Origin of the sequence: Celeribacter sp. HF31 (assembly GCF_011806455.1) — a bacterium.
Taxonomy (GTDB): Bacteria; Pseudomonadota; Alphaproteobacteria; order Rhodobacterales; family Rhodobacteraceae; genus Celeribacter.
The window spans coordinates 510,315-529,782 of sequence record NZ_JAATOT010000003.1; the positions used below are offsets into that span (position 1 = coordinate 510,315).

Here is a 19,468-nt window from a genome sequence, read left to right on the forward strand (position 1 = left end):
TTGTGGGCGACGATTATGCCGTCGCGCTGGGCTCTGGCGAGACACTCTTTGCCGATTTCGTGGCAGAAGAAGACCACGTCACCCTGACACTCGATGATGGCGGCATGGGTGAATTCGTCGTCGAACCGCTGTTGGATGAGAATGGCGATGAGATCGGAACAAGCCTGTCCTATATCACCGACGAGGACGAAACGATCCTATCCTTCCTTGGCCATGATGCTTTGCCTGTTGGCGACATTTCCGTCGAAATCACCGACTCCGAGAGTGGGGAAACAACGCTGTACGCTTTGAGCGAATTGGGTGATTTCGGTGCGATTGAGCCGAATGACCCGGATATTCCGGATGAAGCGGGCCCTGACGGCAGCCCGGAGGATGACGTTCTCAGCGTGAACGATCCGGACATTCCCGATGAGCCCGGCCCAGAGGGCAATGCAGATGACAATGTGCTAGACCCGGAAGAGGAGGACACCGCGTCGACCGGTGCGCTGACCGGGGAGACGGCGGAATATACCCTGTCTGACGAGGGCGAGACTTTTATCCTGCCGGACGATCCGATGCAGGGCGGCACAGATGCCAGCCTGACGCTGGATGAATACGGCCTGCCGACGATTGAGACCGAAGGCACGCTGAATATCGTGACGGGCGGTGCCGGGAATGATGCGATTGCCACGGGCGACGATGCCGCGATCGTGAATGCGGGCGCGGGCGACGACATGATCTTTGGCGGCGACGGCACTGCGATCCTGTCGGGCGGCGAGGGCAATGATACGATCTATGCCGGCAATGACACCGGTTCTTCCTATGTGCTGTCCGGCGATGCGGGTGCCGATACGCTCTATGGTGGCGATGGTGATGACTCGCTTCTGATGGATGCCGAAGACACGGCTTCGGGCGGTGCGGGCGCGGATGAATTCTGGCTCTACTACGACGCAAACGCCGATGTCGGCCATGCGGAGATCACCGATTTTGCCGAGGGCGAGGATATGCTGCGTGTGACCCTCGATCCGAGCGACAGCTTTGACGGCACGCTCGATGTAGAGGTCAGCCAAACCGACGATGGACTGTCGAGCCAGGTGATTGTCAACGGCGACATCGTGGCGGTGCTATACGGGTCGCCGGATGTCACGCTTGATGATGTCGTGGTCGAGGTGAGCCCCACCGCGCTATCTGGTTGATCACGTTTCGGCGGATCAGGTCCACAGCTCCGGCTGTTGGGTATAGGCGATGTAAAGCGGGTGTTTGGGATGTCCGGCCTTTGATAGGCCAAGGTGATACAGGTCCCGCCCCGTGGCCCGCAAAAGCCGTTCCACCTGCGCGCCGCGATCCAGATGCGCACCATGGGTGCCCCAGGCGCAGATGATCTGATCCGCCCATTGGGCCCAGTCGCCAATGGCCTGATCGTTTTCCGGTCCGACCGGATCGCTTGCGGCCCGCATTTTCTTCGGATCGGTGTCGCGCCAGGCGAAAATATTGGTCACACAAAACGACCCGAACCCAAGCGCGCGGGCGCGGCGTTCACAGCGTTCCACAGTGGGATCGTTCTGCACTTCGGTGGCGGTCGATGGATTCAGCATGACGAAAAACGCCTTGCGCCCTTCCGGGTCCCAGGTCCGCACCAGAGAATAACGGTAGCGTTCGCAATCGGAATAAACGGCGGTCGAGGGCGCGTCGCCCTTGGTATGCGTGCGTGTGATCATGCGCTCTGAATGGCCGCTCCGGGGAGACAAATCAAGCGATCAAAGATTGAACACCCGAGAGGGATGCAATTCGCCGCCTTTATATTGACCCACGGCCACAGGTTTGCCCTCGAAGGAGGCCCAAACCTCATCGCCATAGTCCACGCCATCTGCCGGGTAGACCATGCCGGGATTGCCGTTTCTAAGCCGCGTCGCACCTTCGGGTGTGCACACCACCTCATCGAGATCGGCCAGCCCCTCTTCGACAGGGCGCAGGAATTGGTCGATCTCTTCGCTCTTGGCAAACTCTTCGATCTTGGACAGCGACACGCCCTCATCGACATCCCACGGCCCGGACCATTCCCGTCGCAGCCACTCGACATGGCCGTAGCATCCAAGCGCGTCGCCCAGATCGCGGGCGATCGAGCGCACATAGCCACCCTTGCCGCAGACCATTTCCAAAATCGCGTGATCCTCATCAACGCGCTCATGGAATTTCAACTCGTCCACATAAAGCGGACGTGCGGCGATTTCGAAGTCTTCGTCGTCGCGGGCGAGTTTATAGGCGCGCTGCCCGTCGATTTTCACGGCGGAAAACTTCGGCGGCACCTGCATGATGTCGCCTTCGAATTGCGCCAGAGCGTCGAGGATCTGCGCATCCGTCGGGCGCGCCTCACTTTCGGCGATTACTTCGCCCTCGGCGTCATCGGTGTTCGTCGCCTGCCCAAAACGCACGGAAAAACGGTAACATTTCAACGCTTCGGTGATGTAGGGCACGGTCTTCGTCGCCTCGCCCAAAGCCACGGCCAAGACCCCCGTCGCATCGGGATCGAGCGTACCAGCATGGCCGGCTTTTTGCGCGTCAAACGCCCAGCGCACCTTGTTGACAACAGAGGTCGAGGTCATGCCAGCGGGCTTGTCCACAACCAACCAGCCGTGAACCGCGCGCCCCTTCTTGCGTCGGGCCATTACTCTTCCTCGTCGCTGTCTGTGTCGTCTTTGTGCAGATCGCGTTGCACGCGTTCGTCGGCAAACATGCGCCGCGTCGCGTCCATCCGGTCAAAGGTGTCATCCAGCGCAAATCGCATCTCGGGCGTGTGCTTGATGCCAAGCGCCTTGCCCATCTGATGCCGGATCTCGCCTTTGTTGCGCCGCAGCGCCTCAAGCGCCTCTTCGGCATCCTTGCCGCCCAGAGGCAGGATGAACGCCGTCGCCACCCGCAAATCCGGGCTCACGCGCACCTCGCCCACCGTGATCGACATCGCGGTGAGATCGGGGTCGTGAATTTCGCCACGGGTGAGAATCTCCGACAGACGACGCCGAATGGCCTCGCCGACGCGAAGGGTGCGATGGGACCCGCCGGGGCCGCTGGAATGAGAACGTTTTGCCATAAAGGCCAGATAAGCCCGAACCGCGCGCCATGCAAGCGGGCTTTGCCAAAACCGCTGCGACACGCTAAAGCTCGCGCGAGAAAATTTCAGGAGACGAACACCATGAGCGAGCTACCCGGCATTGTCATCACCGGCGCCTCGGGCCGGATGGGTCAGATGTTGATCAAAACCGTCGTGGCCTCCGACACATGCAGACTCGTGGGCGCCGTCGAGCGCACGGGCAGCGATTGGATCGGGCGGGATGTGGGCGAGGCCATGGGCGGGACGGCTCTGGGCATTATCGTGACGGATGACGCGCTTGAGGCCTTTTCCCACGCGCAGGCGGTGATCGACTTTACCGCGCCGGAAGCGACCGTCGCATTTGCGGCGCTGGCCGCGCAGGCCCGCTGTGTCCATGTCATCGGCACCACTGGCATGTGCGCTGAAGAGCTCAAAAAGATCGAAGCCGCCTCCCGCCACGCCACGATCATTCGTGCGGGCAACATGTCCCTTGGCGTCAACCTTTTGACCAAGCTCACCAAAATGGTCGCCGCCGCTCTGGATGCCGATTACGACATCGAGATTATCGAGGCGCATCACAACCGCAAGGTCGATGCGCCGTCCGGCACCGCGCTCATGTTGGGCGAAGCGGCCGCCGAGGGCCGTGGTGTCAAACTCGACGAGGTCCGCGACTCGGGTCGCGATGGCATCACTGGCGCACGCAATAAGGGCGACATCGGCTTTTCTGCAATCCGTGGCGGTGACATCATCGGCGAGCATGACGTGATGTTCGCGGGCGAGGGAGAGCGCATCGTTCTGCGTCACGTGGCCTCTGATCGCTCACTGTTCGCCAAGGGCGCCGTGAAAGCCGCGCTTTGGGGGCAAGGCCAGAAACCGGGCGAATACGATATGCTCGACGTGCTCGGTCTCTGATTTTTTCTTGGCAAAAATACTCAGAACAAAACCCGCAGGTGACTGCGGGTTTTTCTTTTAGAAATCGATGGCGAGGCCTTTTTTCTCCCAATCGCCGTAGCGCACGGGTTCCGGTCCATCGCGTCCGCCCAATTCGGTGGGCATGGCGTTCACCGCCGCGTCACGGGCCTTGCGGCGCTCTTCCGCCTCGGCCAGCGCGCGCTGGGCGGCGGGGGGCAGGTGAGACATATCTTGTTGTTCGGGTTGCTCACTCATGAGGAGCTCCTTTCGGATGATCTTGTCCGGCTTGCCCTTGTGATATACGGGGTTGGACCATGAAAACAAGATCAACAGATGTCGCCGGGCTCGCTGCCCGCCGGGCCGCTCTGGCCCTTCTGGATGCCGTGCTCGTCGAGAAGCGGCTCCTCTCCGAGGTGCTGTTGCAGCGCACCAAAGATCTCACGCCCGAAGATCGCGCCCGTGCGCAGCGTCTGGTGACCGAGTCGCTGCGGGTTACGGATCGCTGCGACCGCATGCTTGGGCCGCATCTCTCAAAACGCCCCGCGCCGCATGTGATGAACGCGCTGCGCCTCGGGGTGTTCGAAATTTGCGCGATGCATGAAGCCGCGCATGGCGTGGTGAACGCCTATGTGACGCTGATGCAGGAGCGCCCGAAGTCGAGCCATTTCAAAGGGCTGGTCAATGCGGTCCTGCGCAAGCTCGACGGCGAGAAGTCGAAGTGGGACACTCTGCCCGCGCCGATGCTGCCGAAATGGCTGCGCAAGCCACTGGTGGCGGATTTCGGCAAACCTGCCGTCAGCGCGATGGAGGCAGCGCAGGCCAAGGGCGCACCGCTCGATCTGACGGTGAAAAGCGATGCCGCAGGATGGGCTGAAAAGCTTGGCGGTGAGGTTCTTCCGACCGGTTCCGTGCGGTTGGATGGTTCCGTGCAGGTTACGAAACTCGATGGTTTCAAAGAGGGTGAGTGGTGGGTGCAGGACGCTGCCGCCGGCCTGCCCGCCCGCATTCTGGCGCCGGAAAACGGTGCCCGCGTGCTCGACATGTGCGCCGCGCCCGGCGGCAAAACGATGCAGCTCGCGGCCATGGGCGCCGAGGTCACCGCGCTCGATATTTCCGAATCGCGCATGGCCCGCGTGCAGGAAAACCTGTCCCGCTGCAGTCTCGCGGCGGAAATCTGCGTTGGCGATGCGTTGGAATATGAGGGTGGGCCGTTCGATGCGATCCTGCTCGACGCGCCCTGTACAGCGACAGGGACGATCCGGCGGCACCCCGACTTGCCGCATGTGAAAGACGGGTCGGATTTTCCGGGTCTGTTCGAGTTGCAGGAACATCTGATCGACCGGGCTTTGGGCATGCTCAAACCGGGCGGAAAACTGGTCTATTGCACCTGTTCGCTCTTGATCGACGAGGGCGAGGAGCAGGTGCGTGACGCGATGGCACGGCACCCTGATCTGCGTGTCGATTTGGACGCGCTGAACATTCCTGGCATTGAGACCGACTGGATCGGAGAGGAAGGTCTGCGCACACGTCCCGACTATTGGGCAGAACGTGGCGGGATGGATGGTTTCTTTATCACGGTCCTGCGACGGGGATAACGGATCGGCATTTCCCGATGACATCCGGGGGCGCGCCCGCTATCTTCGGCGCAATTGAGAATGACTTAACAGGGTGGGGCAGGCCCGAAATGTCGCAAAGCGAGGATTGGCGCGCGAAGAACGTCCGCCGCATGAACAAGTATCATGCGTGGCGCGCCGCGCGTGCGACGCCCGCTTTGGGATTCGTGTCACAGCCTGAACCCAAATCCATCGGGTCTTTCGCGCGGGGCCGCCAGTTGATCGGTGGAAATTTCCTGTTTGCCGGTTACCTCGTTGAGGCGCCGAATGCATCGATCTGGGACATCGAGGCCCCCGCGCCGGGTTTTGTCGAGGAAATTCATGGCTTTGCCTGGCTCGACGATTTGGCCGCCGTGGGCGATTACAACGCACGCCACCGGGCGCAGGATTGGATCAAGGATTGGGTTGAACGGTTTTCAGGTGGCAAAGGGCCGGGCTGGACACCGGATTTGACCGGGCGTCGGCTCATTCGCTGGATTCACCACGCGCTGTTTTTCCTCTCCGGGCAAGAGGCGGACGTCTCGAACGCCTTTTACAAAACGCTTGGCCAACAGACGATTTTCCTCTCGCGCCGCTGGCGCACGGCCAGTCCGGGATTGTCCCGGTTCGAGGCGCTGACGGGGCTTATTTACGCCGGTCTGTCTCTGGTCGGGATGGAGGAACACGTCGCCCCCGCTGTCAAAGCGCTGGCGCAGGAATGCGAGGCGGAGATTGACGCAGAAGGCGGCTTGCCGACCCGCAACCCGGAAGAGTTGTTGGAGGTCTTCACGCTGTTGACCTGGGCTGCGGCGGCCCTGTCGGAAGCGGGAAAGATCGCCGAAGAATCACATCTCGCCGCGATTGAGCGGATCGCGCCAACTCTGCGCGCGCTGCGCCATTCAGACGGCGGGCTGGCGCGGTTTCATGGCGGCGGGCGTGGGATCGAGGGGCGTCTCGATCATGCCTTGGCCAGTTCCGGCAACAAAGTGCCACCGGGGCAGGGGCTTCACATGGGGTTCCTGCGGCTGGCGGCGGGGCGGACCTCGATCATCATCGACGCCGCCACTCCCCCCAAATTGGAAGCCTCCTTCAATGCGCATGCCTCGACTTTGGCGTTCGAGCTGACCTCCGGGCGCAGGCCTTTGATCGTGAATTGCGGGGCAGGCAGCAGTTTCGGCCCGGATTGGCGCCGTGCCGGCCGGGCCACGCCCTCGCATTCCACGCTTGGGATCGAAGGGTTTTCGTCCTCACGTCTGGGCGCGAAACGGATGATCGGCGGGCATCTGCGTGAATTCCTGGCCGATATTCCGACCGAGGTGCGGCTCGAGCTGCGCAGCAATGACGATGGTGGCGGTTTCGTTGCGGGTCATGATGGCTATGTCAAAACCCATGGGCTCACGCATATTCGCCAGATTGAACTGTCGAAAGACGGTCGTGGCATTGCGGGCGAGGACACTTTGGCGACGATCACTGGCGAGGACGAGCGGCAATTCGACCGGATGATGGACAGGCTCAAACTGCAAGGCATCCCGTTTCAGGTCCGTTTTCACCTCCACCCGGATGCGGATGCGGAACTCGATATGGGCGGTGCGGCAGTCTCTCTGGCGCTCAAATCTGGTGAGATTTGGGTGTTCCGCCATGACGGTCGCGCAAAATTGAGCCTTGAGAGGTCGGTTTATCTCGAAAAAAACCGATTAAAGCCGCGTGCGAGCAAACAAGTGGTTCTATCTGCGGCGGCAATGGATTATGCGACGCGTGTCCGTTGGACATTGGCCAAGGCGCAGGAGACGCCGACGACGCTCCGCGACCTTGAAATGGACGACGAGACCCTAAGCTGATCTGCTCTTGTTCTGGGGACTGCCAAAATGACCGACCTTTATCCCGTGAAGCGCGCGCTTCTTTCCGTATCCGACAAAACCGGCCTTGTTGATCTGGGCAAGGCGCTGTCTGCCAAGGGGGTTGAGCTGCTCTCCACCGGCGGGTCGGCGAAGACGCTGCGCGAGGCAGGGCTTGAGGTCAAAGACGTCTCCGAGGTCACCGGCTTCCCGGAAATGATGGACGGTCGTGTGAAGACCCTGCACCCGCGTGTGCACGGCGGTCTTCTGGCGCTGCGCGACAATGCCGAGCATGTGTCCGCGATGGACGAGCACGGCATCGGTGGCATCGACCTTTTGATCGTGAACCTCTATCCGTTCGAGGCCGCTTTGGCCCGTGGTGCAGAGTATGACGAGATGATCGAGAACATCGACATCGGTGGCCCGGCCATGATCCGTGCGGCGGCGAAGAACCATGGGTTCGTGACCACCGTTGTGGACGTCGAAGATTACGACGCGCTGATCGCCGAGCTTGACGCCAACGACGGCCAGACCTCCTATGCGTTCCGCCAGAAAATGGCTCAGATCGCCTATGCCCGCACCGGCGCCTATGACGCCGCCGTGTCGAACTGGATGGCCTCCGCGATTGGCGAAGAGGCCCCGCGTCGCCGTGTGGTTGCAGGTCAAATCAAACAGACGCTGCGTTATGGCGAAAACCCGCACCAGTCTGCGGCCTTCTATGTCGATGGCTCCGAGCGTCCGGGTGTGGCGACTGCTGTGCAGCATCAGGGCAAGGAACTGTCCTACAACAACATCAACGACACCGATGCGGCGTTTGAGCTTGTCGCCGAGTTTGATCCGGCGGAGACGCCCGCTGTGGCGATCATCAAACATGCCAACCCCTGTGGTGTGGCCAAGGGGTCGACCCTGTTGGAGGCCTATAACAACGCCTTTGACTGTGACCGAACCTCTGCGTTCGGGGGCATTGTCGCACTGAACCAGGTGCTCGATGCGGAAACCGCGAAAGCCATCGTCGAGATTTTCACCGAGGTCGTCATCGCGCCGGGTGCCACCGACGATGCGAAAGAGATTTTCGCCGCGAAAAAGAACCTGCGCCTTCTGACCACCGAAGGTCTGCCGAATGTCATGGCGAAACCGAACACGATCCGTCAGGTCGCGGGCGGGTATCTGTTCCAGGACAAAGATGCAGGTTTCGTTGGCATGGATGACCTGAAGGTCGTGACCGAGAAAGCGCCGACGCCTGAGCAGATGAAAGACCTGTTGTTCGCGTGGAAAGTCGCGAAACACGTCAAGTCGAACGCCATTGTTTACGTCAAAGACCAAGCCACGGTTGGCGTGGGCGCCGGTCAGATGTCGCGTCTCGATTCCGCGTTGATCGCCGCGAAGAAAGCCGAACGTATGGCCGAAGCCATGGGCCTGCCGGAGCCGCTGACCAAAGGCTCTGCTGTGGCCTCGGACGCCTTCTTCCCCTTTGCCGACGGTCTTCTGGAAGCCGCCGCTGCTGGGGCGTCTTGTGTGATCCAACCGGGTGGGTCGATGCGTGACCAAGAGGTCATCGATGCCGCCAACGAGGCCGGTCTCGCCATGGTTCTCACCGGCATGCGCCACTTCCGTCACTAAGGGCACATCATGCGGATCACGGCTCTGACAGCGCTGATCACCTTTGTGATCGACCAGCTCTCGAAATGGGCCGTGGTCCAAGTCCTGAATCTCAAAGAGGTGGGGCAGATCGACGTTCTGCCCCCCTATCTCGTGTTTCACATGGCGTGGAACCGGGGCGCCAATTTCGGGCTTTTGTCCGGCCACGGAGATCTGTTGCGCTGGGGCTGGGTGGCGCTGGCGGTGGTGATTTCGATCTGGGTCATGCTCTGGGTGCGTCGCGAACAGTTTTCCGCGCTGGGCCAAATCAGCGCGGGGCTTTTGATCGGCGGCGCGCTGGGCAATGCCATCGACCGGATCGTCTACGGGGCAGTGGCGGATTTTCTCAACATGTCCTGTTGCGGCTTTTCCAACCCCTATTCCTTCAATGTCGCCGACATCACGATTTTTGCGGGCGCTTTTGGTCTCATCCTTTTCACGGGTGACAAGAAAAACCGGACGTGACCTTGGTGTCAGTCTGGTTTAAACAGGCTCAGACGCGATTTGCGGAGGAAGGTTTTCATGGTCTCGAATGTGTTCAAAACGGCGCTGTGCCTTGTGGCTTTGACTGCGCTTGTGGCCTGTGGTCAGAACAAAGAACGCGTTCCGAACCGGATCAAAACCGGCCCGGATGAGTTTTCGATCCTGCCCACGAAACCTCTGCAAGCCCCGGAAAACTATAGCGCGCTGCCTACTCCGACGCCGGGCGGAACGAACCGCACCGATCCGACGCCCAAGGCCGATGCGATCGTTGCATTGGGCGGACGTGTGCCGACGGGCGGTGTCGATGGCGGCATCGTGTCCTATGCCTCGCGCTACGGAGTTGACCCCGAAATCCGCGCGGAGCTTTATGAGGCGGACGAAGGTCGTCGCAAAGGTCGTGGCAGCTATGAGCGCGCCTACAAACGCCTTGCCCTCGACCCCTATGCCGAATGGGAACGCCTGCGCGCCCTCGGCATTGATGTGCCGACAGCCCCCGAACAATAAGCGGATCGCGGCGCTTCACGTCCGCGTCAACCCGGTTGTGCTGGCCCCGGCTTTTGCGCACACTCGCGGCGTAATTGATCAGACGCACAAAGGTGCTTTCATGAAATATGGTTTGGCGGCTCTTGTGGCGCTCGCTTTCCCCGTAATCTCCCCGGCTCATGCGGCCGAAGTGAGCCATTATACCCTGGACAATGGCATGGAGGTCGTCGTGTTGGAGGACCACCGCGCCCCCGTGGTGGCTCATACCGTGTGGTATAAAATCGGCGCGGCGGACGAGCCCGCGGGCAAAAGCGGCATCGCGCATTTTCTCGAACATCTGATGTTCAAGGGCACGGACGATCTCTCCTCTGGCGAGCTATCGGAAACCGTGACCCGCAATGGCGGATCGGATAATGCTTTCACCTCTTGGGACTATACCGCCTATTATCAACGGATTGCGGCGGATCGCCTGCCTTTGATGATGGAGATGGAAGCGGATCGGATGCGTGATCTGCAAATGACCGAGGACGACGTGAAAACCGAACGTCAGGTCATCCTGGAAGAGCGCAACCAGCGGATCGACAATGATCCCGGCGCGCTGTTCCGCGAACAGACCCGCGCGGCGCAATATCTCAACCACCCTTATGGCATTCCGATCATCGGCTGGCGTCAGGAGATGGAACAGCTCTCGCGCGACGATGCGTTCAATTTCTACCACCGCTATTACGCGCCGAATAATGCGATTCTCGTGGTCGCGGGCGATGTCGATCCCGAAGAGGTCCTGGGTCTCGCCAAGACCTATTACGGCCCCGTCTCGCCCTCTCCCGATCTCGCGCCCCGCTTGCGTCCGCAGGAGCCGCCGCAACTGGCGGAGCGGCGCATGACCATGAGCGATCCGCGCGTGGCGCAACCCTCGATCAGCCGCACCTATCTGGCCCCGGAACGCGATCCGGGCGATCAGGAAAAAGCGGCGGCGCTGCAAATTCTGGCCGAGCTTTTGGGCGGCAATTCCACGACCTCCTATCTGGCGCGCAACCTGACCTTTACCGATCCGAAGGCGATCTATGTCGGCGCCTATTATGACGGCACCTCGATTGATGACGCCACTTTTGGTTTGATCATGGTGCCAAGCCCGGATGTGTCGATGGAAGATGCCGAAGCGGCACTTGATGCGACATTGGCGCAATTCCTCAAGGACGGAGTCGACCTCGAGGAATTCGAACGGTTGAAAACCCAACTGCGCGCCAGCCGGATTTATGCCGAAGACAATATCGAAGGTCTCGCCCGTCAATACGGTCAGGAACTGGCCATTGGCCTGTCGCTCGATGACATCGAATCCTGGCCGGATGTTTTGCAGGAGGTGACGCCCGACGATGTCATGGCCGCCGCCCACGAAGTGTTCGACCGCCGCCACGCCGTCACCGGCTGGCTCATGCCCACGACCTCTGAAGGAGCCGAAGGATGAAACATCTTCTGAGTGCAATCATCGCGGTGCTTTGGCTGAGCCTGCCCGCGCAGGCCGCCGTCGAGGTGCAGACCGTGGAAACGCCGGGCGGCATCAACGCCTGGCTGGTCGAAGAGCATTCCATTCCCTTCACCGCGCTGGAGATTCGCTTTCGCGGCGGTACGGCTCTGGATCGTCCGGGCAAACGCGGCGAGACGAATTTGATGATGGCGACGCTCGAAGAGGGCGCGGGGGAGCTTGATGCCCAAGGCTTTGCCGAGGCGCGTGACGCGCTGGCCGCAAGTTTCAAATTCGACGCCTATATGGATTCGGTGACCATCTCGGCCCGCTTTCTGACCGAGAACCGCGAGGAGGCCATGGCGCTGTTGCGCAGTGCCTTGATGGAGCCGCGCTTCGATCAGGAGGCCGTGGATCGTGTGCGTGGTCAGGTCCAGTCCATTCTGCGCAGTTCAGAGACCGATCCGGGCGATATCGCCTCGAAAATGTTCTACAAACAGGCCTTTGGCGATCACCCCTATGGCAGCGACGACAACGGCACGGCCGAGAGTGTGGCCGGTCTGACCCGTGACGATATGTTCTTGGCCAAGGACCGCGTGATGACCCGCGACCGCCTTTATGTCGGCGCCGTCGGGGATATTTCCGCCGAGGAGCTTGCGACGCTTTTGGACGATCTCTTGGGTGATTTGCCGGAGAGCGGTCCGGAGCTGCCGGAACGTGTCGAGCCTGCGCTGTCGGGTGGCGTCACAGTCGTGCCTTTTGATACGCCGCAATCGGTGGTGATGTTCGGACAAAAGGGCATCACGCGCGATGACCCGGATTTCATCCCGGCCTATATCGCCAATGAAGTGTTGGGCGGCCACGGCGAATCGCGGCTCATGGATGAGGTGCGCGAAAAGCGTGGCCTGACCTATGGCATTGGCTCGTATCTCGTGCCTTTCGATCACTCCGAATTGGTCATGGGGCAGTTTTCGTCTGGTAACGCCGTGGTGGCCGAGGCGATTGATGTGGTCAAAGACGAATGGGCGAAATTTGCTGAAACGGGTCTGACCGCCGGGGAATTGGAGATGGTGAAAACCTATCTGACCGGAGCCTATGCATTGCGGTTTGACGGCAACGGTCCGATTGCGCGCATTCTCGTTGGCATGCAGATGGACGGGCTGTCGCCGGATTACATCACCACGCGCAATGACCAAATCGAAGCGGTGACGCTCGATCAGATCAACGCAGTGATCCAGCGGCTTTATGACCCGGAAAACCTTTCCTTTGTGGTGGTCGGTAGCCCCGAAGGCCTGGTGACGAACTGAGATCGCATCAGGAAAATCCGCCCGATTTCGCCATGGTCGAATCGGGCGGTGTCATGCTACGCCTAGTGGTATGAATTCTCCGACACGCAACATAAGCCAAAAGCCCCCGCGCCCCGTCATTCGTCAGCTCGACGAGGGGGCGATCAACCGTATTGCGGCGGGCGAGGTGGTCGAACGGCCTGCCTCCGCCGTCAAGGAACTCGCCGAAAATGCCATCGACGCCGGGGCGCGCCGGATCGAAGTGGACTATGCGGATGGCGGCAAGACGCTCATTCGTGTCACCGATGACGGATGTGGGATGACGGCGGATGACTTGCCTCTCGCGCTGTCGCGCCATGCGACGTCGAAGATCGACGGCTCCGATTTGCTCGACATTCACACCTTTGGCTTTCGTGGTGAGGCACTGCCGTCGCTGGGCGCGGTCGGTCGGTTGAAAATCACCTCGCGCGCCGAGGGGGCCGAGGGCGTGACGCTTGCCGTGTCCGGCGGCAAGATGGAGCCGGTGAAACCCGCAGCACTCAGTCGCGGCACGGTCGTGGAGTTGCGCGATCTGTTTTATGCCACGCCTGCGCGCCTCAAATTCCTGCGCACCGACCGGGCGGAGGCACAGGCGATTTCCGATGTGGTCAAGCGTCTCGCCATGGCCGAGCCCTATGTTGGGTTTGTTCTGCGCGATGTGTCCGGCGGTGGCGAGGGACGCGTGACTTTCCGCGCCGATCCGCAATCGGGCGATATGTTCGACGCGCTGCATGGGCGGCTCGCCACGGTGTTGGGCAAGGAGTTCGCGGAAAACGCGCTGGCGATTGATGCTGAGCGCGAGGGGTTGACGCTCACCGGCTACGCGGCGCTGCCGACCTATTCGCGCGGCTCTGCCGTGGCGCAGTATCTGTTCGTCAACGGGCGACCTGTGCGGGACAAATTGCTCGTTGGTGCGCTGCGCGGGGCCTATTTCGATTTCCTGTCCCGCGACCGGCATCCGGCGGCGTGCCTGTTCATCGACTGCGATCCGCATCTGGTGGACGTCAACGTGCACCCGGCGAAATCCGAAGTGCGGTTCCGCGAGCCAGGCCTCGCGCGCGGGCTGATTGTTTCGGCCTTGCGCCATGCTTTGGCCGAAGCCGGGCATCGGGCCTCGACCACGGTCGCCAATGCCACGCTTGGCGCGATGCGGCCCGAGGTCACCGAGCCGCGGGTGTATCAGATGGATCGCCCGTCACAGAGCTATTCTGCGCCCTATCATCCGTCGCAGGAGGCGGTGGAACAGAGCTACACTTGGCAAGCACCGGAACGTCCCGAGCCGATGACCACCCCGGGCTTTGCTGAAATGTCTGTACCGTCTGCGCGGATGGAAGAGGTCGAGGCGGCGCCTGTCACAGAGGCTTTGCCTTTGGGCGCAGCGCGGGCGCAGGTGCATGAGAATTACATCATCGCGCAGACCGAACGCGGCATTGTCATCGTTGATCAACACGCGGCGCATGAGCGGTTGGTCTATGAAAAGCTCAAACATCAGATGGCCGAGCACGGGGTCAAGGCGCAGGCGCTTTTGATCCCGGAAATTGTCGAGCTGTCCGCCAACGATGCGCAGATGCTGTTGGAACTGGCGGAGGATCTGGCCAAGTTGGGTCTTGGCATCGAACCCTTTGGCGGCGGTGCCATTGCCGTGCGCGAAACGCCCGCGATTTTGGGCCGTGTCGACGCGAAGGCGATGATCGAGGACATTCTCGATGAGCTCTCCGATCTGGGCGACAGCTTCACGGTGCAGGCGAAGATCGAAGCGGTGCTGTCCCGGGTGGCCTGTCATGGCTCGATCCGCTCTGGCCGCCGGATGCACGCCGAAGAGATGAATGCGCTTCTGCGCGAGATGGAGGCGACGCCGCACTCCGGGCAATGCAACCACGGTCGGCCCACCTATGTGGAGCTGAAGCTTTCCGACATCGAACGGCTTTTCGGACGCACATGACACTCGATTTTTCCGATCCCCTGACACTGGCCGCCGTGATTGGTGGGGTGGTGCTTCTGGTCTTTTTCATCCTTCTGATCGTGGTGCTGAAACGCTCCGGTGAGGCGGCGAAGATGGCATTGCCGATTGCGCAACAGATGAACCAGCTGGGCCAGCGGGTGCAAATGCTCTCGGACGGGCAGCAACAGCTCGCTGGTGGTCTGACCCATGTGTCCGAGGCGCAGGTGGCGTCGCAGTCGAAGATGCTGGAGCTTATGGAAAAGCGGCTGTCCCTCGTGACCGAAACGATGAGCGTGAATCTGCAAGGGTCTGCGCAGCGCACGGCGAAATCCCTGGGCGCGTTGCAGGAGCGGCTGGAGACCATCGACAAGGCGCAGGCCAATATCGAAAAACTTTCGGGCAATGTGTTGTCGCTGCAAGACATCCTGTCGAACAAGCAAACCCGCGGGGCATTCGGGGAAATTCAGCTGAATGACATTGTGGGCAAGGCGCTTCCGAAGGACAGCTATACGCTTCAGGCGACGCTGTCGAACGGACGGCGGGCCGACTGTCTCATTCACCTTCCGAATCCGCCGGGACCGATTGCCATCGACAGTAAATTCCCGCTGGAGGCCTATGAGGCTTTGCGGCGTGCAGAGACGCAATGGGAGCTGAACGAGGCCGCGAAACTGATGCGGCAGGCGGTGAAAAAGCACATCTCCGATATTTCCGAGAAATACATCCTTGAGGGCGAAACGGCGGACGGCGCCTTGATGTTCCTGCCCTCCGAGGCGGTCTATGCGGAGCTTCACGCCAATTTCCCCGAACTCGTGCGTGAGGGGTTCGACAAACGTGTCTGGATCGTCTCGCCGACGACTTGCATGGCGACGCTCAACACGATGCGGGCGATTCTGAAAGACGCACGGATGCGGGAACAGGCGGGCGCCATTCGCAAGGAATTGTCGCTTTTGCACGCCGATGTCGAACGTCTAGGCACCCGTGTTGGCAATCTCGACCGGCATTTCGGGCAGGCGGCGAAGGACCTCGAAGACATCAAAATCTCCGCCGAGAAAGCGGGCAAGCGCGCCCATCGCCTCGACAATTTCGATTTCGAGGAACTGGCGAGCGATGCCGCGCCGGTTCCCCCTGCGACGCTTGTGCAAAAATCGTAAAGCGCTCTTCTCAAAGCGGACCCTTTGACTTAGGTCATGTGCTGAAACGGGTGTAAGATGCACACTCAGTCAGACGAATGGAGGACCCCTGTTATGGATATCAGCCCGCACAAAGTTGCTTTTGTCATCGTGCGCGCGCGCGAACTTGGGGCAAAAGTCGGTCGTTGGGATACGCCATCGGATGACGCCGATGGGGATACGATCCTTGAATCCCGCCCGTCGGATGGAACCGGACGCGAATTGCAAAGCTTCATCCGTGGTTTGAATGAGGATGAGAAAGCCGCGCTTGTGGCGATCATGTGGATCGGCCGCGAGACCTTCGACGATTATGCCGAAGCGTTTGAGACCGCAAAGCAAGAGGCCATTGGACCGACCGACAAATACCTCTTGGGTATTCCGCTTTTGCCGGATTACCTTGAGGACGGTCTGGAAAGCCTGGGCGTCGATACGTCAGAGATCGAAGACGAGATTTACCGCAAGGTTTAAAGATCTCTTGAGAGGGATACAGAAGGCGTCGCGCGATTGTGCGGCGCCTTTTTCTGTCGGATGGGGCAGAGGGCCGGATTACACAGAATTGTGTGCAGGAGTACACATTTTCTTTTGAATAAAAGAGCTTAGGTCATGTGGTGTGACTGGCATGACAGATGCCTTGGCCCGTGCCTCTGCCGCGCGATCGTGCGACCAGCAGAGGGAAATGTGATTAAAAAGGAGACCTCCCATGAAAGCTCTTAGGTTCTATGCCGCGAAAGACCTTCGCATCGAAGAGATTGACGATATTCCCCAGCCGGGGCCCGGGCAGGTGGCCATCAAGAACAAATATGTCGGCATTTGCGGCACGGATTTGCACGAATATGTCGCCGGGCCGATCTTTGTGCCGGTCGAGCCGCACCCCTTCACCAAAGCGCAGGCCCCGCAGGTTTTGGGCCATGAGTTCAGCGGCGAAGTGACCGCCGTGGGCGAAGGTGTGACCCATGTGAAACCGGGGGATCGCGTGTCGGTGCAACCGCTGGTGATGCCGCGCTCGGGGGATTATTTCGCTGACCGTGGGTTGTTCCACCTGAGCGAGGATCTGGCGCTTGTCGGTCTGAGCTGGATGTCCGGCGGCATGGCCGAGGCGGCCATCGTCAATGATTACAACGCGGTGAAAATCCCGGATACCATGAGCTGGGAAGAGGGCGCGCTGGTTGAGCCGACCGCAGTGGCCGTCTATGCCTGTGAGCGCGGTGAAGTGACGGCGGGCGATAGTGTCCTCGTGACCGGCGCTGGCCCGATTGGCATGCTGGCGATGCTCTCCGCCAAAGCCTTTGGTGCCACGAAAATCTTCCTCTCTGATGTGAACGAAACCCGTCTGAAACTGGCGAAAGAGATTCTGCCGGACGTCATCACTTTCAACCCGACGAAGGACGATGTGGTGGCTGAGATTCGCGCCCAGACCGAGGGTGGCGTGGGCTGTGACAAGGTGATTGAGGCCTCCGGCAACGAAGCCGCGCTCAACACCGGGCTTCAGGCCGTGCGCAAACAGGGCACAATCGTTCAGGTCGGCCTGCACACCAAGGACAGCAAGCTGCATTGGCATGACGTGACCTTCAAAGACGTCGACGTGCGCGGTGCCTGGGCCTATCCGACGCATTACTGGCCGAAAGTGGTCGATCTGATCGCGTCGGGTGCGATCCCGGCGGAGAAAGTCGTGACCAAGAAAATCGTGCTGGACGAGGCTGTGACCGAAGGCTTCGACGCGCTGCTCGATGCCTCGGGCGAGCACGTCAAAATCCTGATCGATGTGACGAAGTAAACCATCGTGAAATCAAGGATGGCGCGTCCGGTATCGGGCGCGCCATTTTTATGCGCCACCCTATCGGCCCGCCCATTCGCCCACCTGTGCGGAAATGGCGCTTGAGAACGCGGTTTGAAATCGGTCATGGCTTTCGCATGACGCAAACCGATGGGCGCGCACGCCTGACCATCTTTTTCCTATGGATCACCGGGATTTTCGCCGCCGGGCAATTTGCCAAGGTCGCGGTCGCCTTCCCGCTGTTTCGGGCGCTCTATCCGGGGCTGGGGCCAAAGCTCGGGTTTCTGATCTCCGCTCTGAGTGTGATGGGCCTCGTGTTCGGGCTGTTCGCCGGGATGATTCTCTCGCGCTACGGGTTTCGCAAATTGCTGATGCTGGCGCTGGGGCTTGGCGGTGCGCTGTCGCTGTTTCAGGCCAGTCAGCCCGCTTTCGGTTTGATGCTGGCCAGCCGGGTGCTTGAGGGCGCATCGCATCTCATGATCGTTGTGGCTGCGCCAACCCTGATCGGGCAGATCGCGCCGCCCAGGTTTCGCAACACTGCCATGGCGCTTTGGAGCACGGTGTTTGCCGTGGCTTTCGCGGTGTTCTCGTGGCTCGGGCTGCCTCTGGCGGAGCGTTTTGGCCTGCCGGTTCTGTTGATGGTGCATGGGGGGCTGCTTTGGACCATGGCTCTGATTCTGTCGCGGCGTTTGCCGCCCGTGGTGCGGCGCGAGCCTGTGGCCGCATTGCGTCTGCGCGAGATCATGGCCAAACATGTCACGGCCTATTCCTCGCCCGCGATTGCCGCCCCTGCGGCGGGGTGGCTGTTTTATGCCATGGCCTTCGTGGCTCTCGTGACGGTGTTCCCGGACTTCGTCTCTATGGATCAGCGCGGGGTGATTTCCGGCGTGATGCCTCTGGCCGCTTTGAGCGTGTCGATGACGCTGGGCATCACCTTGCTGCGTTTCGTTTCTCCGATTGCGGTGCTGGTGAGCGGCTTTTCCATCGCGGCGATCTTGGCGCTCTGTCTGGGCCTTGGTGGCGGGCAGGCGTGGATTGCCGTGGCGATGATCGCCTCTTTGGGGTTTGTCCAGGCGGGGAGTTTTGCGTCGATCCCGGTTCTGAACGCCACGCATGAGGATCAGTCGCTGGCCAATGGCGCCTTGGCCCAGACCGGGAATGCGGGCAACCTGATCGGCACGCCGCTGTTGCTTTGGCTGGTGGAGCGGTTTGGTTTGTCGGGTCTGGTCGGTTTTGCTTGTGTCGTCTTTTGTTCCGGCGCGCTCGTGCATCTTGGGCTGGCGCGGCTCAGACGGAGACTCTGAATGGCGAAGGTTCAGACACAAAAAAACCGCCCGAAAATCGAGCGGCTTTTTTTAGATGATCGCTGCTGATCTTAGCCCTGACGGGCTTTGAAACGGCGCTGCGTCTTGTTGATCACGTACACGCGGCCTTTACGGCGCACGACGCGGCAGTCGCGGTGCCGGTTCTTCAGCGAACGAAGCGAGTTACGAACTTTCATGTCCAGTCTCCTTGTCGCGGCGCCTGCGTGCGCCAGTTAAAACCAATCTGACCGGTCGGATGGTGGGCGTAACAAGGTTCGAACTTGTGACCCCTTCGATGTCAACGAAGTGCTCTACCACTGAGCTATACGCCCGTCCGTCCGTGGGAAACTGCGCCTTATCCGATATTTCGCAAGTGGTTAGACCAGCGGCGTAACGAACAAGACGCGGGCATTTCCCGCGTCAGTCCGTGGGCGTATAAAAGGAGTCGGATGATTGTTCAAGAGCTTTTGACAGAGATTTTC

Annotated in this window: 19 protein-coding genes and 1 tRNA gene; 14 read left to right on the top strand and 6 right to left on the bottom strand. The window is 60.6% G+C overall.

The features are described from left to right. Positions 1 to 2 precede the first annotated feature (2 nt). Entirely contained in the window at positions 3 to 1,175 is a 1,173-nt protein-coding gene (locus HCZ23_RS18310; protein ID WP_167601343.1) for a hypothetical protein, read from the top strand. 15 nt (positions 1,176 to 1,190) lie between these two features. Here HCZ23_RS18310 and HCZ23_RS08780 read toward each other — a convergent pair whose 3' ends face one another. The 3 genes from HCZ23_RS08780 to rbfA are packed head-to-tail and all read right to left on the bottom strand — an operon-like array spanning position 1,191 to position 3,067. Next, on the bottom strand, positions 1,191 to 1,697 hold the full coding sequence (locus tag HCZ23_RS08780) for a DUF1643 domain-containing protein (RefSeq protein ID WP_167601344.1): 507 nt from the start codon (positions 1,695 to 1,697) through the stop codon (positions 1,191 to 1,193). Between the two features lie 39 nt (positions 1,698 to 1,736). Further along, positions 1,737 to 2,645, bottom strand: a complete 909-nt coding sequence (gene truB, locus HCZ23_RS08785) for a tRNA pseudouridine(55) synthase TruB (protein WP_167601345.1) — start codon at positions 2,643 to 2,645, stop codon at positions 1,737 to 1,739. Beyond that, complete coding sequence (gene rbfA, locus HCZ23_RS08790; RefSeq protein ID WP_167601346.1) at positions 2,645 to 3,067, bottom strand: 30S ribosome-binding factor RbfA; 423 nt, start codon at positions 3,065 to 3,067, stop codon at positions 2,645 to 2,647. Before rbfA ends, truB begins: the two co-directional genes overlap by 1 nt. A 102-nt stretch (positions 3,068 to 3,169) precedes the next feature. Here rbfA and dapB point away from each other — a divergent pair, with 102 nt between their 5' ends. Next, positions 3,170 to 3,979 carry a 4-hydroxy-tetrahydrodipicolinate reductase gene (dapB, locus tag HCZ23_RS08795; protein ID WP_167601347.1) on the top strand — a complete coding sequence of 270 codons (810 nt, stop codon included), beginning with the start codon at positions 3,170 to 3,172 and terminating at the stop codon, positions 3,977 to 3,979. A gap of 57 nt (positions 3,980 to 4,036) precedes the next feature. On the opposite strand, the gene HCZ23_RS08800 is transcribed toward dapB, so the two are convergent. Then, entirely contained in the window at positions 4,037 to 4,234 is a 198-nt protein-coding gene (locus HCZ23_RS08800; RefSeq protein ID WP_167601348.1) for a DUF1674 domain-containing protein, read from the bottom strand. Between the two features lie 59 nt (positions 4,235 to 4,293). On the opposite strand from HCZ23_RS08800, the gene HCZ23_RS08805 reads away from it, so the two are divergent. From HCZ23_RS08805 to HCZ23_RS08860, 12 genes are all read left to right on the top strand, one after another. Continuing rightward, positions 4,294 to 5,574 carry an RsmB/NOP family class I SAM-dependent RNA methyltransferase gene (locus tag HCZ23_RS08805; protein ID WP_167601349.1) on the top strand — a complete coding sequence of 427 codons (1,281 nt, stop codon included), beginning with the start codon at positions 4,294 to 4,296 and terminating at the stop codon, positions 5,572 to 5,574. Between the two features lie 89 nt (positions 5,575 to 5,663). Further along, on the top strand, positions 5,664 to 7,409 hold the full coding sequence (locus HCZ23_RS08810) for a heparinase II/III family protein (RefSeq protein WP_167601350.1): 1,746 nt from the start codon (positions 5,664 to 5,666) through the stop codon (positions 7,407 to 7,409). A gap of 27 nt (positions 7,410 to 7,436) precedes the next feature. Beyond that, a complete protein-coding gene (gene purH, locus HCZ23_RS08815) occupies positions 7,437 to 9,026 on the top strand; it encodes a bifunctional phosphoribosylaminoimidazolecarboxamide formyltransferase/IMP cyclohydrolase (RefSeq protein WP_167601351.1) in 1,590 nt (529 codons plus the stop codon). 9 nt (positions 9,027 to 9,035) lie between these two features. Beyond that, positions 9,036 to 9,509 (top strand): signal peptidase II, encoded by a 474-nt coding sequence (lspA, locus tag HCZ23_RS08820; RefSeq protein WP_167601352.1) that lies wholly within the window; start codon positions 9,036 to 9,038, stop codon positions 9,507 to 9,509. A gap of 57 nt (positions 9,510 to 9,566) precedes the next feature. After that, complete coding sequence (locus tag HCZ23_RS08825) at positions 9,567 to 10,031, top strand: DUF3035 domain-containing protein (RefSeq protein ID WP_167601353.1); 465 nt, start codon at positions 9,567 to 9,569, stop codon at positions 10,029 to 10,031. 100 nt (positions 10,032 to 10,131) lie between these two features. Further along, positions 10,132 to 11,475, top strand: a complete 1,344-nt coding sequence (locus HCZ23_RS08830) for a pitrilysin family protein (protein ID WP_167601354.1) — start codon at positions 10,132 to 10,134, stop codon at positions 11,473 to 11,475. Continuing rightward, positions 11,472 to 12,779 (top strand): pitrilysin family protein, encoded by a 1,308-nt coding sequence (locus HCZ23_RS08835; RefSeq protein WP_167601355.1) that lies wholly within the window; start codon positions 11,472 to 11,474, stop codon positions 12,777 to 12,779. Before HCZ23_RS08830 ends, HCZ23_RS08835 begins: the two co-directional genes overlap by 4 nt. 70 nt (positions 12,780 to 12,849) lie before the next feature. Further along, positions 12,850 to 14,739: a DNA mismatch repair endonuclease MutL gene (gene mutL, locus HCZ23_RS08840; protein WP_167601356.1), complete on the top strand. Its 1,890-nt coding sequence runs from the start codon at positions 12,850 to 12,852 to the stop codon at positions 14,737 to 14,739. Beyond that, complete coding sequence (locus tag HCZ23_RS08845) at positions 14,736 to 15,890, top strand: DNA recombination protein RmuC (RefSeq protein WP_167601357.1); 1,155 nt, start codon at positions 14,736 to 14,738, stop codon at positions 15,888 to 15,890. Before mutL ends, HCZ23_RS08845 begins: the two co-directional genes overlap by 4 nt. Before the next feature lie 93 nt (positions 15,891 to 15,983). Beyond that, positions 15,984 to 16,376 (top strand): DUF3775 domain-containing protein, encoded by a 393-nt coding sequence (locus HCZ23_RS08850; protein WP_167601358.1) that lies wholly within the window; start codon positions 15,984 to 15,986, stop codon positions 16,374 to 16,376. A gap of 232 nt (positions 16,377 to 16,608) precedes the next feature. Then, a complete protein-coding gene (locus tag HCZ23_RS08855; RefSeq protein ID WP_167601359.1) occupies positions 16,609 to 17,682 on the top strand; it encodes a 2,3-butanediol dehydrogenase in 1,074 nt (357 codons plus the stop codon). A 137-nt stretch (positions 17,683 to 17,819) separates the two neighbouring features. Next, a complete protein-coding gene (locus HCZ23_RS08860; protein ID WP_167601360.1) occupies positions 17,820 to 18,986 on the top strand; it encodes an MFS transporter in 1,167 nt (388 codons plus the stop codon). A 71-nt stretch (positions 18,987 to 19,057) separates the two neighbouring features. Here the strand turns inward: HCZ23_RS08860 and ykgO are convergent, their stop codons facing one another. Together ykgO and HCZ23_RS08870 are read right to left on the bottom strand one after the other, a co-directional pair. Then, complete coding sequence (gene ykgO / locus HCZ23_RS08865; RefSeq protein ID WP_005850168.1) at positions 19,058 to 19,183, bottom strand: type B 50S ribosomal protein L36; 126 nt, start codon at positions 19,181 to 19,183, stop codon at positions 19,058 to 19,060. Between the two features lie 60 nt (positions 19,184 to 19,243). After that, positions 19,244 to 19,318 (bottom strand) — tRNA-Val (locus tag HCZ23_RS08870). Positions 19,319 to 19,468: the final 150 nt, after the last annotated feature.

What these genes read in the sequence shown, in the direction of transcription:
- HCZ23_RS08780 (WP_167601344.1), bottom strand. Translation starts at nt 1,697, where the DNA reads ATGATCACACGCACGCATACCAAGGGCGACGCGCCCTCGACCGCCGTT.
- truB (WP_167601345.1), bottom strand. Translation starts at nt 2,645, where the DNA reads ATGGCCCGACGCAAGAAGGGGCGCGCGGTTCACGGCTGGTTGGTTGTG.
- rbfA (WP_167601346.1), bottom strand. Translation starts at nt 3,067, where the DNA reads ATGGCAAAACGTTCTCATTCCAGCGGCCCCGGCGGGTCCCATCGCACC.
- dapB (WP_167601347.1), top strand. Translation starts at nt 3,170, where the DNA reads ATGAGCGAGCTACCCGGCATTGTCATCACCGGCGCCTCGGGCCGGATG.
- HCZ23_RS08800 (WP_167601348.1), bottom strand. Translation starts at nt 4,234, where the DNA reads ATGAGTGAGCAACCCGAACAACAAGATATGTCTCACCTGCCCCCCGCC.
- HCZ23_RS08805 (WP_167601349.1), top strand. Translation starts at nt 4,294, where the DNA reads ATGAAAACAAGATCAACAGATGTCGCCGGGCTCGCTGCCCGCCGGGCC.
- HCZ23_RS08810 (WP_167601350.1), top strand. Translation starts at nt 5,664, where the DNA reads ATGTCGCAAAGCGAGGATTGGCGCGCGAAGAACGTCCGCCGCATGAAC.
- purH (WP_167601351.1), top strand. Translation starts at nt 7,437, where the DNA reads ATGACCGACCTTTATCCCGTGAAGCGCGCGCTTCTTTCCGTATCCGAC.
- lspA (WP_167601352.1), top strand. Translation starts at nt 9,036, where the DNA reads ATGCGGATCACGGCTCTGACAGCGCTGATCACCTTTGTGATCGACCAG.
- HCZ23_RS08825 (WP_167601353.1), top strand. Translation starts at nt 9,567, where the DNA reads ATGGTCTCGAATGTGTTCAAAACGGCGCTGTGCCTTGTGGCTTTGACT.
- HCZ23_RS08830 (WP_167601354.1), top strand. Translation starts at nt 10,132, where the DNA reads ATGAAATATGGTTTGGCGGCTCTTGTGGCGCTCGCTTTCCCCGTAATC.
- HCZ23_RS08835 (WP_167601355.1), top strand. Translation starts at nt 11,472, where the DNA reads ATGAAACATCTTCTGAGTGCAATCATCGCGGTGCTTTGGCTGAGCCTG.
- mutL (WP_167601356.1), top strand. Translation starts at nt 12,850, where the DNA reads ATGAATTCTCCGACACGCAACATAAGCCAAAAGCCCCCGCGCCCCGTC.
- HCZ23_RS08845 (WP_167601357.1), top strand. Translation starts at nt 14,736, where the DNA reads ATGACACTCGATTTTTCCGATCCCCTGACACTGGCCGCCGTGATTGGT.
- HCZ23_RS08850 (WP_167601358.1), top strand. Translation starts at nt 15,984, where the DNA reads ATGGATATCAGCCCGCACAAAGTTGCTTTTGTCATCGTGCGCGCGCGC.
- HCZ23_RS08855 (WP_167601359.1), top strand. Translation starts at nt 16,609, where the DNA reads ATGAAAGCTCTTAGGTTCTATGCCGCGAAAGACCTTCGCATCGAAGAG.
- HCZ23_RS08860 (WP_167601360.1), top strand. Translation starts at nt 17,820, where the DNA reads ATGACGCAAACCGATGGGCGCGCACGCCTGACCATCTTTTTCCTATGG.
- ykgO (WP_005850168.1), bottom strand. Translation starts at nt 19,183, where the DNA reads ATGAAAGTTCGTAACTCGCTTCGTTCGCTGAAGAACCGGCACCGCGAC.